This is a genomic window from Peribacillus sp. NPDC006672, from assembly GCF_050274955.1.
Classification (GTDB): domain Bacteria; phylum Bacillota; class Bacilli; order Bacillales; family DSM-1321; genus Peribacillus.
The window spans coordinates 89,012-105,569 of record NZ_JBNNOR010000010.1; the positions used below are offsets into that span (position 1 = coordinate 89,012).

The window sequence follows — 16,558 nt, forward strand, 5'->3', positions numbered from 1 at the left end:
AAAGGAGACTAAAATATATGAGTGAAAAACCTAAGAACCACTCTATTTATGACGAAGAGAACGGATGTATCTTTGGCTCTTTAATCATGGGTACAGATTTAATGGAAGGCATTATACAAGAGTATGAGAAATATAACATTCAATCTGGAGTGGTCACATGCATCGGTTCTTTATCACGGGCTACTTATGTTTACATTCAAAATGATTTAGATGGTCTGTCTTATAGTAAAGCCATAAGAAAAGAAGGGCCTATTGAAATTTTAAATGCAACAGGATTTTTATGTGAGAAGGGAAACGGAGTAACGGATTTCCATTTACACGGCATCTTTGGGGATCAAAAAGGATCCATTTTTGGCGGCCATATCCTACCAGGGGAAAATCCAACCCTAATTACAGTGGAGTTCAACATCCAGGTTGGAAAAGCCATTGAGGCAGTACGTACATTCAAACCACAGTTAGGTTTTCAAACCATCACTTTTAATCAGGGAGGTTCGGGCGTTGGAGACATTGGGACAAATTTACTTGAAGACTTTCAGCATGTATGCAAAGGAACAAGCTTTATTTGATGGGTTAAAACATTATACCTTTTTACAATTAAAAGAACGCTCCTTGCGCTTAGCAAATGCATTACTATCATCTGGTTTGGCTAAAGGAGATCGGGTAGCTATCCTTATGTCGAATCGTATGGAGCATATCGAACTTGATGTAGCCATTGCGATAGCGGGACTGATCAAGGTTCCAATGAATTATAGGCTCCATCCTAATGAACATGAGTATGTCTTGAAAGAATCGGGAGCAAAGTTATTAATCGGTGAGAATCATTTAATTCAGCATGTAAACGTAAAAATTTCCGTTATCCGAGTAGGGAAGGAATATGAATCGTGGATAGCAGCTTTCGAAATTGATGAACCAAAAGTGGTTGTTGATGAAGAGGATGTATATGCCATTATGTATACATCAGGTACAACAGGAAGACCTAAAGGTGCTATGTTGACGCATCGCAATTTTATCTCTAGTTCCCTTTCCTTGATCACGACTTGTGAAATCAATCAAAATGATGTGATAGGACACGTAGCCCCGCTTACTCATGGCTCTAATTTTCTTGCACATTCTGGATTGTTTTTAGGGCTTAAACAAGTGATATTTAATAAATTCGAGCCCGAACATTTTCTCGAGTCGATTGAAAAAGAAAGGATTACCACTTTTTTTCTTGTTCCCACGATGGTCAATTTAATGATTCATGAAGAAAGCTTAGTAAAGCGAGATCTTAGTTCTTTAAAAACCATTAATATGGCAGGAGCACCAATGGCCGCTGAAAAAATAAAGATGGCTTTAGACATACTCGGACCTAAAATTATAGAAACTTATGGTCAGATAGAAGCCCCCATGACAATTACCGCCATGCCAAGACACGGGCTAAGAAATAGGCTAGCTTCTTCAGGTGCGACAGGACCGTTTGTCGATATGAAAATTGTAGATGAGGATGGCAGGCAAGTTCCTTCAGGTGAGATTGGTGAAATCATTTGCCGGGGATCTTTGGTCATGAAAGGATATTGGAAAAACGAAGAGGCTACTGCAGAGGCAATAAAGAATGGTTGGTTGCATACAGGGGACCTTGGATGGATGGATAAAGAGGGGTACCTATATATAGTGGATCGAAAGAAAGATGTCATCATTAGCGGAGGAGCGAATACGTATCCCCGTGAAGTGGAAGAGGTTTTAAATCTTCACCCAGCTGTAAAAGAAACCTGTGTATTTGGGATACCTGACGACAAGTGGGGAGAAGCAATCTGCGCTCATGTTGTACTTCGGGAGGATCAATACGTGACGGAGCAAGAGCTTGTTGGACTGTGTAAAAGTAAATTGGCCAGCTTTAAAAAACCAAAACAGATTTTTATCGTAGAGAGTCTGTTAAAAAGCACATACGGCAAAATTTTACGGAAAGAAATTCGCGAATCGTATTGGAGGAGGAGGGTATGAAGAAAGTATCAGTTACAGGAGTTGGAATGACCAAATTTGGGAAACGGAGAGAATCCCTTAAATCACTTGCTGTATCTGCTTGTCGAGATGCCTTGATTGATGCTGGAAAACCAAAAGTGGATGCGATTTATGCAGGGAATTTTTTAGGGGGCCAGCTCGCTGGGCAAGAAATTATTGGTTCCATCTTGTCAAAGGAATTAGGTTTGGGTCCTATACCTACTACGAAGACGGAAGGAGCCTGTGCTTCTGGAGGTATCGCTTTTCGTCAAGCCTACCTTATGGTTGCTGCTGGTATTTATGACACCGTATTGGTCGTAGGGGTCGAAAAAATGACCCATGCCCCGACGAATCTCGTGACTCAAGCCATTAATTCAGCTATGGATAATGATTCAAATGAAGGGATTTCAGGTCTAACATTCCCTGGTTTTTTCGGTGTTGTCGCTAACCGGTATATGTATGAATATGGTGCAGAGAAGGAACACCTTGCAAGGGTTGCATTGAAAAACAGAAAATATGCCATGAATAATCCGAAAGCACAGTTTCGAAAAGAAACAAGCTTGGAAGAAATTATGGGGGCACGACCGATAACGGCTCCTCTTGGGTTATTCGACTGTTCGCCCATAACGGATGGAGCAGCAGCTGTCATCCTTACTGCAGGGGATAAGGGGGTCAAAGTCCTTGCTTCCGGTCAAGCATCTGGACCGCCGCTTATGCAAGATATTCCCAATTTATTAGAGGTAGTGTCGATACGGGAATCCGCTCGTCAGGCTTATGAGCAGGCAAGCCTTGGACCGGATGAAATGGATGTGGTCGAACTTCACGATTGTTTTGCCATGACGGAGATTTTAGCCATTGAAGACTTGGGTCTATTTGAAAAGGGAACAGGATGGCAGGCAATTGAACGGGGCCTTACTAAACATGGCGGGAGTGTCCCAGTCAACACAAGCGGCGGATTGCTTTCACGTGGTCACCCAATTGGAGCTACTGGTGTATCGCAAATTATTCAGATTGTTTGTCAGCTTCGCGGCAGCGCTGTAAATCAAGTGGATGGAGCCCGAATAGGACTTGCACAAAATTTAGGGGGGACAGGAGCCTACTCAACTGTCCACATCTTTGAAGGGAGCCGTGCCTGAACATGAATATTAAATTACTTTTCTGCGATAGATGCAGTACAGCTTTTGTACCGCCCAAGTACGTTTGTCCCAATTGCTATAATGTAGGACTTATTGAAAAAAAGATGAGTGGAAAAGGAACGATTTACTCATATACGACCATCTATAGTGCACCAGAAAAGTTTTCCTCCGATGCCCCCTATCATATTATTCTAGTGGATCTTGCTGAAGGTCATCGCATAACTGCTCGTTTGGCCGTCGATGAACCTAGCATAGAGCAAAAGGTTGAACTTCATAAAATAGAAGATTCTGTTTACTGGTTCGTGTGAAATTAGAGATAATCCGCCATTATTAGGTTAAAAATGGATTGGGAAGAGAGCCATGAAAGAGCGAACTTATTCAGGAAGAAGGTATGAGGATTCTTGAAAGGCTAATATCCAGATAGAGGTGAAGATTATAGTATTCAACAAAATGTAAGCAGGGGGGACAGGAATGAAAAAAATACTGAGTGTTTTTGTAAGCGTTATCTTGGTGGGGGTGATGGTCGGATGTCAGAGTGTTGGGACGGTAGCGTCAAATGAAAAAGGGAGTCATAATTTAAAGATGTCTATTACGGTAAGTGAATCGTCAACCTGGTATTTAGGAGCAGAGCATTTTGCAAAAGAAGTGGCGGAAAAAACTGATGGACGAATTAAAATCAAATTATATGCTAATGAACAGTTGTCTGCTGGAGATCCAGCTAAAGGTGTAGAGATGCTATTAAAAGGTTCTACAGATTTAAGCTACCATTCACCTATTATTTATTCGGTCTTTGAAAAGCGTTTGGGTGTTATTACGGCACCATTTTTATTTAAAAATCTGGATGAAGCTGATGAAAAAATGCACGGTGAAGGAGGGGAAGCACTAAAAGAAATCCTTTCTGATAATGGGATCGAACCATTAGGGTTTGGTGAGAGCGGCTTCCGCCAAGTAACGAACAATGTAAGACCAATTAGAATTCCCGAAGATATCGAGAATCTGAAAGTTCGCATTCCCGGAATTAAAATGTATATGGATTTATGGAGAGAATTAGATGCAGACCCTACAGCCATGGCTTTTTCAGAAGTGTTTACAGGACTTCAACAAGGAACGATCGATGGTCAGGAAAATCCTATTGATGTAATTAAGTCTTCTAAATTAGAGGAGGTTCAGAAGTATATCAGCATTTGGAATTACTCATATGACCCACTTATTCTAGGAATGAATAAAGAAAAATTTGACTCGATCCACCCAGACGACCAAAAAATTATTAAAATAGCAGCAAAAAATGCCAATAAATATCAAATTAAAATTTCAAGGGAAAAAGAAAAACAGCAAATGAAAGAATTAAAAGCCTCTGGAATGGATTTTGTCTATCCAACGGATGATGAGATTGAAGCCTTCAGGAAAGCGTCAGAAAAAATTTATGACAATTATGAATCGGAATGGGGATCAGACTTACTGGATACTTTTAGAAAATGAATGTAATTAAAAGCGGAGGTGATTGTTTATGTCAAGAGTGATTGGTTATATAGAGAATTTCATCCTTGCGGTAACAATGTTAGGGATGGCCGTGATTACCTTTGGAAATGTAATTTCGAGATATTTCTTTCATTATTCCCTATCGTTTACCGAGGAAATAACAATAAACCTTTTTGTATTATTGACATTTTTAGGTGCGGCTGTGGGTTTGAGAAAAAATGCTCATTTGGGATTCTCCTTACTCTATGAAAAGTCTAATTTGATAACAAGAAAAGCACTTATTTTATTAAGAACCTCAATCATCTCAATCGTGTTTATCTTACTCGTTTTCTATGGCTACGATATGATGCAATTTCAGATGGATAGAAATCTGATTACGCCATCACTTGGATGGCAGCAATGGGTATTTTCGATGTTTCTTCCCATTGGTTGCATTTTTTGTCTCTATCGTTCAGTGGAAGCGGGAGTGATAGAGTGGAGAAGTTTAGTTAGAAGAGAGGGGATTGATATATGAACGCACTAATCTTATTCGGTCTTTTTGCGGTATTAGTTTTAATCGGAATCCCAATAGCCATTGCATTAGCTGCTTCCTCTATTACCGTTCTTTTCATAAACTGGGGTGCTTCAAGTTTTACATTATTACCAGATATATTATTTGCAAGCACAGGTAAATTCACTTTGCTAGCCATCCCTTTTTTCATTCTTGCGGGTGTAATCATGGAATATGCAGGAATATCAAAAAGACTGATTAATTTTGCACATGTTTGCGTAGGTCACTTTAAAAGTGGCATTATACTGGTTACTGTTATAACGGCCATTTTCTTTGCGGCCATTTCTGGATCTGGCCCAGCTACCGTTGCGGCAATCGGCGGCATTTTAATACCAGCTCTTGTTAAAGGTGGGATGAGAAAAGAATCAGCGAGTGCGCTATTAGCCAGTTCAGGAGGAATAGGAATTGTCATTCCACCCAGTATCGCTATGATTGTCTTCGCTATTGTTGCAGGAGACCAATTGAATGTTTCAATCGGGCGGCTGTTCCTAGCTGGTGTTCTTCCAGGGCTCCTTTTAGGCATCGGGTTTATATTTGCAGCCATATATTCGAAGAAAAAGGATATGCTAAGATTCTCGTCTATAGATGCACAAGATGAAATTGCAGCTACTACCTTGATTAGTGAAAGAAAGGCTTCACCCAAAGAAGTATTTAAAGCCTTTCGAGAGGCTATTTGGGGACTACTAATGCCTGTCATTATTCTGGGTGGGATTTATGGAGGTGTTTTTACCCCGACAGAAGCGGCAGTAGTGGCTGTATTTTATGGGTTCTTTGTCGGTGTCTTCATTTATAAAGATTTGAAAATCGGGAGTATTTACAAAATTCTCTATGAATCAGGGACTCAAACAGCAGTCATAATGTTAATTGTGAGCTCTGCCTCCTTATTCGCATATATTATTACAACAGAACAAATTGCTGAATCCATGGCTAATTCCTTATTATCAGTGAGCTCTAATCCAATAATAATATTGTTGATTTTAAATGTGATTCTGTTAATTGCCGGTGCTTTTATCGATGCTATCTCGGCTTTTTACATTTTCGTTCCAATCTTGATTCCTATCATCCTTTATTTTAATATCGATCCAACGGTATTCGGGATTTTTATGACTGTAAACTTAGCCATTGGGTTGTTTACACCTCCAGTGGGAATTAATCTCTATGTTGCTTGCGGCATTGGGAATGTAAAACTTCATAGCATATCCAAAGCGATTATACCTTTTCTTATTTCAGCAATAGCGGTTCTACTTCTCATTACGTATATACCAGCAATTTCTACTTTTTTACCAAATTTGCTCGGGGTGAAATAGATTATACAGAGAACGCCAAATGAGGCGTTCTTCTTTGATTCAATTTATGCCTGAATAACTTCGTTGGGATATTTCGGATTTTCTGCCTATGAGGAGAACCATTCCATATGCTGCCATCTACTTTGACAAAACAATAATATACAAGTATAGTCTCTAATAGACCGGTTGATATAATTTCAAGGAGTGATCCAGCTATGGCAGAAAAACGAAACTCGAAAGACATTCTTATTGAAGCTGCTTCCCGACTTTTTCGCATACGAGGATATTATGGTGTAGGACTTAAGGATATTATTGAGGAAAGTGGTATCCCAAAAGGTTCGCTGTATCATTATTTTCCGAAAGGCAAAGAAGAATTGGCGATAGAGGCGATTATTCATACAAAAGAATTCGTGATAGTTGAAATTCAACGGGGATTTGATGAAATCGAAGACCCTATTAAAGCGATTCAGGCTCATATTTTTCAATTATCCGAGGTTTTTGGTGAAAGTGAAAATCTATTAGGCCTGCCAATCGGGACGATAGCGGCGGAAACATATACGACGAGTGAGCCGATAAGAACGGCCTGTCAAGAAGCGATAGAAGAGTGGCAATCCATATATGTAAAGAAATTACTCGAAGCGGAATTCAGTGAGAAACGGGCAAAGGAATTGAGTATCGTAATTAATGCTTTAATTGAGGGCGGTATCCTTTTATCCTTAACGGCGAAAAACGGGAAACCTCTCCAAGCCATTGCGGAACAGATACCATTATTGTTGATAAATAAATAAGTCATACGGAAAATTTTTTTTGCTTTGATCGAACAGTCAGTAATTGGAGGAATCATTTTATGTCTACAGATGCAACACAGCAGCAAAACCAAGTCATTAGAACGACCCCCATTTTAATTTCATTTTTAATTGCAGGGTTCATTGGGTTATTCAGTGAGACGGCTTTAAACATGGCGCTGGGGGATTTAATCCAGGAATTCAATGTCAGTCCTTCCACCGTGCAATGGCTGACAACGGGTTATTTATTAACTTTGGGGATATTGGTTCCCGTTTCGGGACTTCTGATTCAGTGGTTCAATACTCGTCAATTATTCATCGCATCAATGGTGTTCTCCATCATTGGGACGCTCATTGCAGCAATTGCACCTGGGTTCGGCATCTTGATGCTAGCTCGTGTCATCCAGGCAATCGGAACGGGTCTTTTATTGCCTCTCATGTTCAATACCATTTTATTGATTTTCCCGATCCATAAAAGGGGAGCGACGATGGGATTGATGGGGCTGGTGATCATGTTTGCCCCAGCTATCGGACCGACAGTTTCAGGTTTGATTATCGAAAATCTGAAATGGAATTACATTTTTTGGGTGTCTTTGCCATTCTTTGTGATTGCTTTACTATTCGGTCTCAAGTATATGCAAAACGTTTCAACAATCACCAAACCTAAAATCGATGTACCATCCATTATTTTATCGACCATTGGTTTTGGAGGAATTGTTTATGGCTTTAGTATTGTTGGGGAACAAGGATGGAGTAATGCGATAGTTCTATCCTCGATCATTGTCGGCCTTATAGCGCTATTCCTGTTTGCTGTAAGACAATTCAATATGGATAAACCGATGATTGACTTGCGCGTTTTTAAATATCCCATGTTCACTTTAGGGTTAATAACCGTCTTCATCACCTTCATGATCATCATGTCATCCATGATTCTCTTACCGCTATACCTGCAAACCGGGCTTGCATTAGCCGCGTTTTCAGCTGGTCTGGTACTTTTACCGGGTGGAGTGCTTAATGGTATCATGTCTCCGGTTACTGGACGAATATTTGATAAGTTCGGACCAAGAGGACTAGTGATTCCAGGCTTCATTATCATGATTGCCATGTTATGGACTTTGACGAACGTAACGACTGAAACATCTATCATTATGGTAATCGTCATGCATACTCTCCTAATGATTGGTGTTTCGATGGTCATGATGCCCGCCCAGACAAATGGGCTGAATCAACTGCCGAAAAACCTTTATCCGGATGGAACGGCTCTTATGAATACATTGCAACAAGTATCGGGAGCCATCGGGACAACCGTTGCCATTACCATCATGTCAGCATCCCAAAAAAAATATATGGCAAATGCAGAAAATCCGTTCGATCCATCAGTCATTAGCGGTTCATTGACTGCAGGCGTTCAAGATGCCTTCATTTTCGGTCTGGTCCTTGCAATCATTGGTTTGATCGTAGCGTTTTTTATCAGAACAGCACGTGACTAAAAAGATAATGAAAAAAGATCCATTAGCCAGCAGGGAAAAGGTTTTCTCTGACTGGCTTTTTTGTTTGGAAAAAAGCAATTTAGAACCAGCCGCTGATTGGTAATAAATAAATGCTTTTTATTGGTCTTTAATACCATTTTTTATCAAATAGTATTAAATACAGAGTGAATTATTTGAAAATTAACCACTTATCGGATAATCTTACACAATAATAGTTACTAAAAGTTAGCTCAGGTAAAGTGGTTAACAGGAGGAATTTAAATGAAAAAAGTAAAAACTAAACTGTTTGAACCTGTAACAATAGGTGCATGGAACTTAAAAACAAGAACGGCAATGGCTCCTATGACACGGTCGTTTGCCGATAACGAAACTGGTGTAGTGAATGACCTGACCGTAGAATACTACCGAAAACGGGCTCAAGATGGAATCGGGCTTATCATTACAGAAGGTGTCGTGATTTCACCAAGAGCAAAAGGTAATCCTGGGGTGCCCGGGATTTATACTCAAGAGCAAATCAATGGGTGGAAAAAAGTAACGGAAGCTGTACACGCTGAAGGCGGAACGATCATTGCACAAATCTGGCATGTTGGCCGTGCAAGCCATCATGAAATTGCAGGAGGACTATCTCCGCAGGCTCCTTCTCCTATCGCTGCTGAAGGAAAGGTTTCACGATTCGGAAAACCTTTTGATATTCCTGAAGAAATGACAGAGACGGATATTGTAGAAGTGGTGAACCAATATAAAAAAGCTGCAAAGAATGCGATGGATGCTGGCTTTGACGGCGTTGAAATTCATGGTGCACATGGCTACTTAATAGACCAGTTCAATTCTGACACTTCCAATAAAAGGACGGATCGGTACGGCGGTGATTTGAAACAGCGTCTGACATTTATGAAGGAAGTGCTAAAAGCTGTTATTGATACGGTTGGAGTGGAACGTACCATTATTCGTTTCTCGGCTTTGAAAATTGACCAGCCGTCTTACATGTGGGAAGACCCTGAAACAGCGATCCAATTATTTATTGAAGCGTTTAAAGAAACAGGAGTCAAAATGATTCACCCGTCCACGATGGAATTTACCAAACCGATTGCAAGGGGATTGACCATGCATGAATTGGTACGCAGCCACTGGGATGAAATTATAGTTGGTGTGGGAGGGCTAGATCCTGAAACAGCAGAAGCCGCACTAGAAAAGGGCACCATTGACGTTGCGGCGATTGGACGTCCGCTTATCGCCAACCCAGATTATCTGGCACGAATTAAGCATGATGAAAAACTTGTTGATTACGAGGCAAAGAAACATTTAGGGCAACTTATTTAATAGAGAAAAAACATAGCCTTTTTAAATGTCAGTGTACGAAATAACCAATCATTTTTTTCTTTCATTTTACTGATGCGATTCTTCATTATGAAGGGTCGCCTTTTCCTTATTGAGCTAAAGGGAAGAAAGAATGATGAAACAACCAATCATTCCCAATACCCAAAGTGAGAAAGCTGGTATATCAATGGAACGTATTATGGTTATAGGAATATCCGCGGGCGTCGGAAAATCTACTTTTGCAAGAAGACTAGGAGAAAATTTAAATATTGTTGTACATCATTTGGATACATTCTACTGGAGGCCTGGCTGGGTGGAAGCTCCTTTAGAGGATTTTATTTCTGCTCAGAAGGAAGTATTGAGTGATGGCAAGTGGATAATGGAAGGTAATTATAGTAATTCTTTTGACTTACGTTCTGAGCATGCCGATACGATTATTTATTTAGAACTCCCACTCCGTGTTTGCCTTTACCGTGTTGTAAAACGTTGGTTGTCTTATATAGGGAAAACAAGACCTGATATGGGTGAAGGCTGTCATGAAAAATTAGACTGGCAGTTTGTTAAATTTATAATGACCACCTACTCTCCACGTAAGAAAAAAATGAAAAAAAGACTTGCAAATCTTCAAAGAAGTGAGCCTGAAAAGATAATGGTTATTTTAAAAAGCAAGCAGCAAATTGAAGAATATTTGTTAAATATGAAGGATGAGCCGGGGTGATCAACAGGTGCAATGGTTCATGAAAGGGCTGTGAAATCAGCTCTTTATCTTATGCAATATAGGGACAGGCTAGTCAATTTCAGTTATACGAGACTTAAGGAAAATACTTATTAACTTTAAATGTTAGATAATCACTTTAATAATTGGTTTTATCACAGTTGCAAAAAGCCTTCCTAGTCCTAGGAAGGCTTTAAGCCTGATAATAAAGGTTTTTTAATATAAGTGATAGCAAAAATGGGAATTTCCAAAGAGTGAAGTGTACAAACAAAGCGGTTTTACAGGAGAAAATTAGTTGGCATGGTTTTTGCTTGATTAAATGATGAGTAAATAGAGAAAGTAGGGAGTGATGAATCGCCAATTACTAAAGCTTTATTGGTAAGGGTCTCAGGAAAGAATGACACTTATTCAAGTGCTCCTCTCAATTGTTTCAGGAACTATTGTCGGATGTAAAATATTCTGAAAATTACGTAGACTTTACATTACATTCCTGAAAAAGTTAGTGCAGGAGAACGACACGCTACTGGCTTGAAAGTAGAAAACAGCGAAACTGAAAAAAGGAAATTCCGGAATCTGATGGTATTTTCATATCAATCGGGCATAAAACGAACACATCTTTTTAGGCAATCAAATCAAAATGGACGAATGGGATATATCTTAGTGAATCCTGGTACAACAGAAACAAATATTCCTGGTGTAATTGCCTGCGGGTCATAAATACCGCATGCAATATTGCTGCAGGAATTGGATGTATGGCTGCTCTGGATTGCGAAAGATATCTTGATGCAAGAGTGATCAAGTAATCGAGACAATCAGTATGACATTGAGAACAAAATATAGGGAGGATTGTAATTATGAAAGAGATCAAAACAAAGCAAGAGTTTGATGAGGCGATTTTATCAACAAAACCAGTTGTTGCCAAATTTTATGTTGAATGGTGCCCAGACTGTCAGAATACCAATTTATTCATGCCAATTATAGAAGAAGCGTATAAAGAAAAAATAGATATGATTGCAGTAAATCGAGACCATTTTCCGGAATTATTAGAGAAGCTAGATGTGTATGGAATCCCAAGCTTTATTGCTTTTCAAGAAGGGAAGGAACTTAATCGCTTTGTAAGTAAACTCGGAAAAAGCCAGGAAGAGGTTGAACGGTTTCTCAATCAAATCGTTGAGGAAAGTAGAAAATTAGAAAGATAATCATTTACTAGTATTTAATTGGGGGGGGCGCCTATCCAAAAAGATTTCGTGCCGCTTCCAAACAAATCTAATATTGAAGCTCAATTAGAGCGCTCTACCATGTAACGTTAATCAGGGTTATAACAATCTGTATCACCCGCATTAATCTAAAAGCCAATAAATATTGAGTAGTCACTAAATATTTATGGAGATATATTCAAATCACCGATTTTATCAACTTATTTTTTTGCATAACTAAACAGCGTATAGGGACGCAAGAGAAGAATATAAAACTTTTAATAACTTTTTTGCTTCAAGAGATTATGTTCGCATTTGTTAGAGCGGGAGTTGGAGGAGGTACATTAAGGAGCTTGGCTGGCAGCACGCTAAAGTAAACAGCAACGAACGCTTTATGTATTTTCTGCTGTTATTATGTCGGTCGCCATTTTCATGCTAATCGTAAATGCTAAAGCGTTAGATCGGTGAGGCTGCTTTATAAAATTGATATGAGGTGATTAAGAATGGCAAAGATGAATAATGAGACACATTACAAAATTTTGATTGTAGGAGGCGGCAGTGCAGGAATTACGGTCGCGGCACGTCTCCTGCGTGAATCAAGCGCTCTGAGCGGCAACATTGCCATCATTGACCCTGCGACGAAACATTACTATCAACCGTTATGGACACTTGTAGGAGCAGGCGAAGCTGACAAAACTGTGACACAAAGGGAAGAGGCATCTGTTATTCCGAAAGGAGCCGTATGGGTACAGGATGCGGTTACCACATTTCAGCCCGATGAAAATGTTGTTGTAACAGCATCCGGAAACAAACTGCACTACGAATATTTAGTTGTCGCTGCCGGGATTCAAATTAACTGGCATGAAATCAAAGGGTTAAAAGAGAGTATTGGAAAGAATGGGGTATGTAGTAATTACTCTTATGATTATGTTGATAGCACTTGGGAGGCGATCCGAAACTTCAAGGGCGGGACTTCCATCTTTACCAATCCGAATACTCCAGTAAAATGCGGTGGTGCTCCTCAAAAAATTATGTATTTGGCGGAAGAATATTTCAGAAAATCAGGAGTTCGCCAGCAATCTTCGGTTATTTTTGTTTCAGGCAGCCCATCCATATTCAATGTAAAAAAATATGAACAGGCACTAAACAAAATAATTGAACGAAAAGAAATCACAACATGTTTTATGCATCATCTCATTGAAATTGATGGTGATAAAAAACGGGCGACATTTGAAAATCTAAATACAAAAGAACGCGTGAATATGCAATATGACATGATTCATGTGGTACCGCCGATGAGCGCCCCGGATTTCATCAAGAATAGTTCCCTTGCTGCTAGTAATGGGTGGCTGGCTGTGGACAAATATACGCTGCAGCATGAACACTTTGACAATATATTTGGCATAGGGGATTGCACAAACCTGCCTACGTCAAAAACAGGGGCTGCTATTCGCAAACAAGCGCCCGTGCTTGTGCAAAATTTACTTCATCGGATGCGTGCCAAACAAATGGTTCATAAATATGACGGCTATACATCATGTCCACTTGTTACTGGATACGGACGGCTTATACTGGCTGAATTCGATTATGATTTACAGCCTCAAGAAACCTTTCCTATCGATCAATCCCGTGAGAGGTTCAGTATGTATGTATTGAAGAAAAACTTGCTTCCCGTTATGTATTGGAATGGGATGCTTAAAGGTATGATGTAATAGTATTTCTGTTATCCATAAAAAAAGGAGGAAGATTTATGTTGCTTAAATATTTTTATGATGAGAAACTGGCCCAAGCTTCATACCTTGTGGGATGTCAAGCTACTGGCGAAGCGATAATTATTGATCCGTCACGTAATATAGAACCTTACATAAAAACGGCAAGAGCAAATGGTGTGAGGATCGTGGGTGTAACGGAAACACACATCCATGCCGATTTTTTGTCTGGTTCACAGGAGCTGGCTTCAAGGCTTGGGGCAACATTGTATTTATCTGATGAAGGAGGGCCGGACTGGAAATATGGGTATGTAACTGGGTATGAACACCGCTTTCTGAGAAATGGAGTTGTATTTGAGATTGGAAATATCCATTTTGAGGTGATTCATTCACCAGGACACACACCTGAACATATATCACTGCTTATAACAGATGGGGGTACAGTTACCAAGGATCCAATCGGGATATTTACTGGAGATTTTGTATTTGTCGGTGATGTAGGGCGTCCCGATTTATTGGAAAAAGCCGCAGGGGTGCAAGGGTCCTCGGAAAAAATGGCACGCAAGATGTATCGGTCTCTGCAGCAGTTTAAAAATCTTCCTGACTATCTGCAAGTATGGCCAGGGCATGGAGCGGGCAGTGCCTGTGGAAAAGCGTTAGGAGCAATCCCATCGTCAACCATCGGATATGAAAAACGGACAAATTGGGCACTGCAATATGATAATGAGGAGCGCTTTATAGAAGCACTGTTGGCTGGACAGCCGGAGGCACCCCCTTATTTTTCAATGATGAAGCGGTTGAATAAAGAGGGACCGCAGCAAATTCGAAGTATAGCAGCGCCACTTCATATGGAGGTTTCGATAGATATTGTACAGGAATGGACGAAACAGGGAATTGTAATTGATACACGTCCGGTCAGTGAATTTGCTAAAAAGCATATACAAGGTGTAATTAATATCCCTTATAACAAATCATTTATAACCTGGGCGGGATGGCTGTTGGACTATGACCGACCTATATATCTTCTGGCAAGCAATGATGTTGTGGAAATTATTGTGAATGACCTTCAGTCCATTGGATTGGATCACGTGGTTGCAACAATGGAACCATATATCAATGAGATGGAAGGAGAAATTGATTCGCGTGTAATGAAGTATGAAGAAGTGACAATGGACCAGTTAGATGGCGCTATTCAATCAGACCGTATATATTTGCTTGATGTCAGAAGCAAGGGCGAATGGGAGGAAGGCCATATTCCGCAGGCGAAGCATGTGATGCTTGGTCATTTACAAGAACAGGCACACAAAATTCCGCATGATAAACCAATTTTGGTTTATTGCAAAACCGGCGGAAGATCGGCCATAGCTGCAAGCCTTCTACAAGTTCATGGTTTTAAAGATATACAAAACCTTGTAGGCGGTTATGAGGAATGGAAAAAACAGAAGAAGTTGCGCCCTACTAGAGATGGTAAATGATTTCTTTGAATTTTATCATACATGCGAAAATACTTACCATAGTTGCAAATGTGCCAATGCTAGGATGAAAAGTTTTTAAATAATGACCGCGGTGTTAGGGAGTTTAATCAAGAAATTCTATAAAAATTAGGAGATTTTATAGAAGAAATGGGTTGGCATGGCAATTGCATATATAAAGAGGCAAGGTACACAAGCGAACATGAGAAGGAGAGATACTTGATGAAATACAATTTTGACCAAGAAATCCGTCGACTGAACACTGATTGTGAAAAATGGGATAATATTGAAAATCAATTTGGGGTAAAGGATGTTATACCGATGTGGGTGGCCGATATGGATTTTCAGTCTCCACAACCTATCATCGAAGCATTAAAACAGCGTGTGGAGCACGGTGTATATGGCTACACACTTAGACCGGACTCGTATATGGAATCCATTGTAAGTTGGCTAAAAAGAAGACATCAATGGTCCATTGAGAAAGAATGGATTACCCACAGCCCAGGCGTGATTCCAGCCCTATCGTTGGCGATTCAGTCCTTCACTCAGACAGGGGACAAAATAATTATCCAACCCCCTGTATACCATCATTTTGCCCGTGTGATTCAAGCGAACGGCCGTGAAGTTGTAAACAACCCGCTTAAGCTTGAAAATGGACATTATTCCATAGATTTCGCAGACCTAGAGGCAAAGATAGATTCAACGGTAAAAATGTTGATTTTGTGTAGTCCTCATAACCCGATTGGAAGGGTATGGAGCAAAGAAGAATTGACGAGATTGGGACAGATTTGCATGAAGCATAACATTCTCGTTGTGGCAGATGAAATTCATTGTGACTTTGTTTATAAGACACATACTCACATTCCTTTTGCCTCTATATCAGAAGAGTTTGCAAATCATTCTCTTACCTGCATTGCGCCAAGCAAAACTTTTAACCTGATGGGTGTACAGACGTCAAGTATCATTATTCCAAATCAACAACTGCGCGATAGGTATGATCGAGAACTTAATACATTATCCATTGGTTCGCCGAACATATTTGGCGTTGTTGCGTTAGAGGCTGCTTACCGACACGGAGAAGAATGGCTGGATCAGCTCCTTGAATATTTGCAGGGGAATTTGGAATTCACTTTGAATTACTTCAGCAAAAACATCCCGCAAATTAAAGTTATCCAGCCGGAAGGCACATACCTTGTATGGCTGGATTGCCGGGAACTGGGTTTTTCAGTTAAAGAATTGGATGAATTTATGTTACGCAAAGCAAGGGTTGCAATGAATGAAGGGCTCATTTTCGGTATGGAAGGTGAAGGGTTCATGCGGCTCAATATTGCTTGTCCGTGTTCGATGTTGAAAAATGCTTTAGGTGGCATAGAAAAAGCTATCTCCTCTTTGTGTAAAGCGTAGAATTTATTCTATAATAAAATTATTTTATTATTGCATTAACGC

Annotated in this window: 14 protein-coding genes and 1 pseudogene; all 15 read left to right on the forward strand. The window is 40.0% G+C overall.

All coding sequences use genetic code 11. From position 1 onward, the window contains the following. The first annotated feature begins 17 nt into the window (after positions 1–17). The 15 genes and pseudogenes from ACQKKK_RS17340 (at position 18) to ACQKKK_RS17410 (ending at position 16,516) form a co-directional block, all read left to right on the forward strand. Entirely contained in the window at positions 18–566 is a 549-nt protein-coding gene (locus ACQKKK_RS17340) for a PPC domain-containing DNA-binding protein (RefSeq protein ID WP_427617631.1), read from the forward strand. Further along, positions 499–1,980, forward strand: a complete 1,482-nt coding sequence (locus ACQKKK_RS17345) for a class I adenylate-forming enzyme family protein (protein ID WP_427617633.1) — start codon at positions 499–501, stop codon at positions 1,978–1,980. The genes ACQKKK_RS17340 and ACQKKK_RS17345 overlap by 68 nt, the downstream gene beginning before the upstream one ends. Further along, positions 1,977–3,113 (forward strand): thiolase C-terminal domain-containing protein, encoded by a 1,137-nt coding sequence (locus tag ACQKKK_RS17350; RefSeq protein ID WP_427617635.1) that lies wholly within the window; start codon positions 1,977–1,979, stop codon positions 3,111–3,113. The genes ACQKKK_RS17345 and ACQKKK_RS17350 overlap by 4 nt, the downstream gene beginning before the upstream one ends. 2 nt (positions 3,114–3,115) lie before the next feature. Next, complete coding sequence (locus ACQKKK_RS17355; protein WP_427617637.1) at positions 3,116–3,421, forward strand: Zn-ribbon domain-containing OB-fold protein; 306 nt, start codon at positions 3,116–3,118, stop codon at positions 3,419–3,421. A gap of 163 nt (positions 3,422–3,584) precedes the next feature. Beyond that, positions 3,585–4,592 (forward strand): DctP family TRAP transporter solute-binding subunit, encoded by a 1,008-nt coding sequence (locus tag ACQKKK_RS17360; protein WP_427617639.1) that lies wholly within the window; start codon positions 3,585–3,587, stop codon positions 4,590–4,592. Positions 4,593–4,620: 28 nt separating this feature from the next. After that, positions 4,621–5,106 carry a TRAP transporter small permease gene (locus ACQKKK_RS17365; RefSeq protein WP_427617640.1) on the forward strand — a complete coding sequence of 162 codons (486 nt, stop codon included), beginning with the start codon at positions 4,621–4,623 and terminating at the stop codon, positions 5,104–5,106. Continuing rightward, the gene (locus ACQKKK_RS17370) at positions 5,103–6,449 is read left to right on the forward strand and encodes a TRAP transporter large permease (protein ID WP_427617642.1); all 1,347 of its coding nucleotides are present in this window, start codon (positions 5,103–5,105) and stop codon (positions 6,447–6,449) included. Before ACQKKK_RS17365 ends, ACQKKK_RS17370 begins: the two co-directional genes overlap by 4 nt. A 194-nt stretch (positions 6,450–6,643) precedes the next feature. Next, positions 6,644–7,216: a TetR/AcrR family transcriptional regulator gene (locus ACQKKK_RS17375; RefSeq protein WP_427617644.1), complete on the forward strand. Its 573-nt coding sequence runs from the start codon at positions 6,644–6,646 to the stop codon at positions 7,214–7,216. 59 nt (positions 7,217–7,275) lie between these two features. Then, positions 7,276–8,703, forward strand: coding sequence for an MDR family MFS transporter (locus ACQKKK_RS17380; RefSeq protein WP_427617646.1), 1,428 nt, complete (start codon positions 7,276–7,278; stop codon positions 8,701–8,703). 273 nt (positions 8,704–8,976) lie between these two features. Continuing rightward, positions 8,977–10,023: pseudogene (locus tag ACQKKK_RS17385) on the forward strand (alkene reductase); the annotation flags it as partial. Positions 10,024–10,207: 184 nt separating this feature from the next. After that, positions 10,208–10,738: a topology modulation protein gene (locus ACQKKK_RS17390; protein WP_427617824.1), complete on the forward strand. Its 531-nt coding sequence runs from the start codon at positions 10,208–10,210 to the stop codon at positions 10,736–10,738. An 851-nt stretch (positions 10,739–11,589) separates the two neighbouring features. Next, on the forward strand, positions 11,590–11,934 hold the full coding sequence (locus ACQKKK_RS17395; RefSeq protein WP_427617648.1) for a thioredoxin family protein: 345 nt from the start codon (positions 11,590–11,592) through the stop codon (positions 11,932–11,934). 509 nt (positions 11,935–12,443) lie between these two features. Then, the gene (locus ACQKKK_RS17400; RefSeq protein ID WP_427617826.1) at positions 12,444–13,643 is read left to right on the forward strand and encodes an FAD/NAD(P)-binding oxidoreductase; all 1,200 of its coding nucleotides are present in this window, start codon (positions 12,444–12,446) and stop codon (positions 13,641–13,643) included. 38 nt (positions 13,644–13,681) lie between these two features. Beyond that, positions 13,682–15,115 (forward strand): MBL fold metallo-hydrolase, encoded by a 1,434-nt coding sequence (locus tag ACQKKK_RS17405; protein ID WP_427617649.1) that lies wholly within the window; start codon positions 13,682–13,684, stop codon positions 15,113–15,115. 219 nt (positions 15,116–15,334) lie between these two features. Then, the gene (locus ACQKKK_RS17410; protein WP_427617651.1) at positions 15,335–16,516 is read left to right on the forward strand and encodes a MalY/PatB family protein; all 1,182 of its coding nucleotides are present in this window, start codon (positions 15,335–15,337) and stop codon (positions 16,514–16,516) included. Positions 16,517–16,558: the final 42 nt, after the last annotated feature.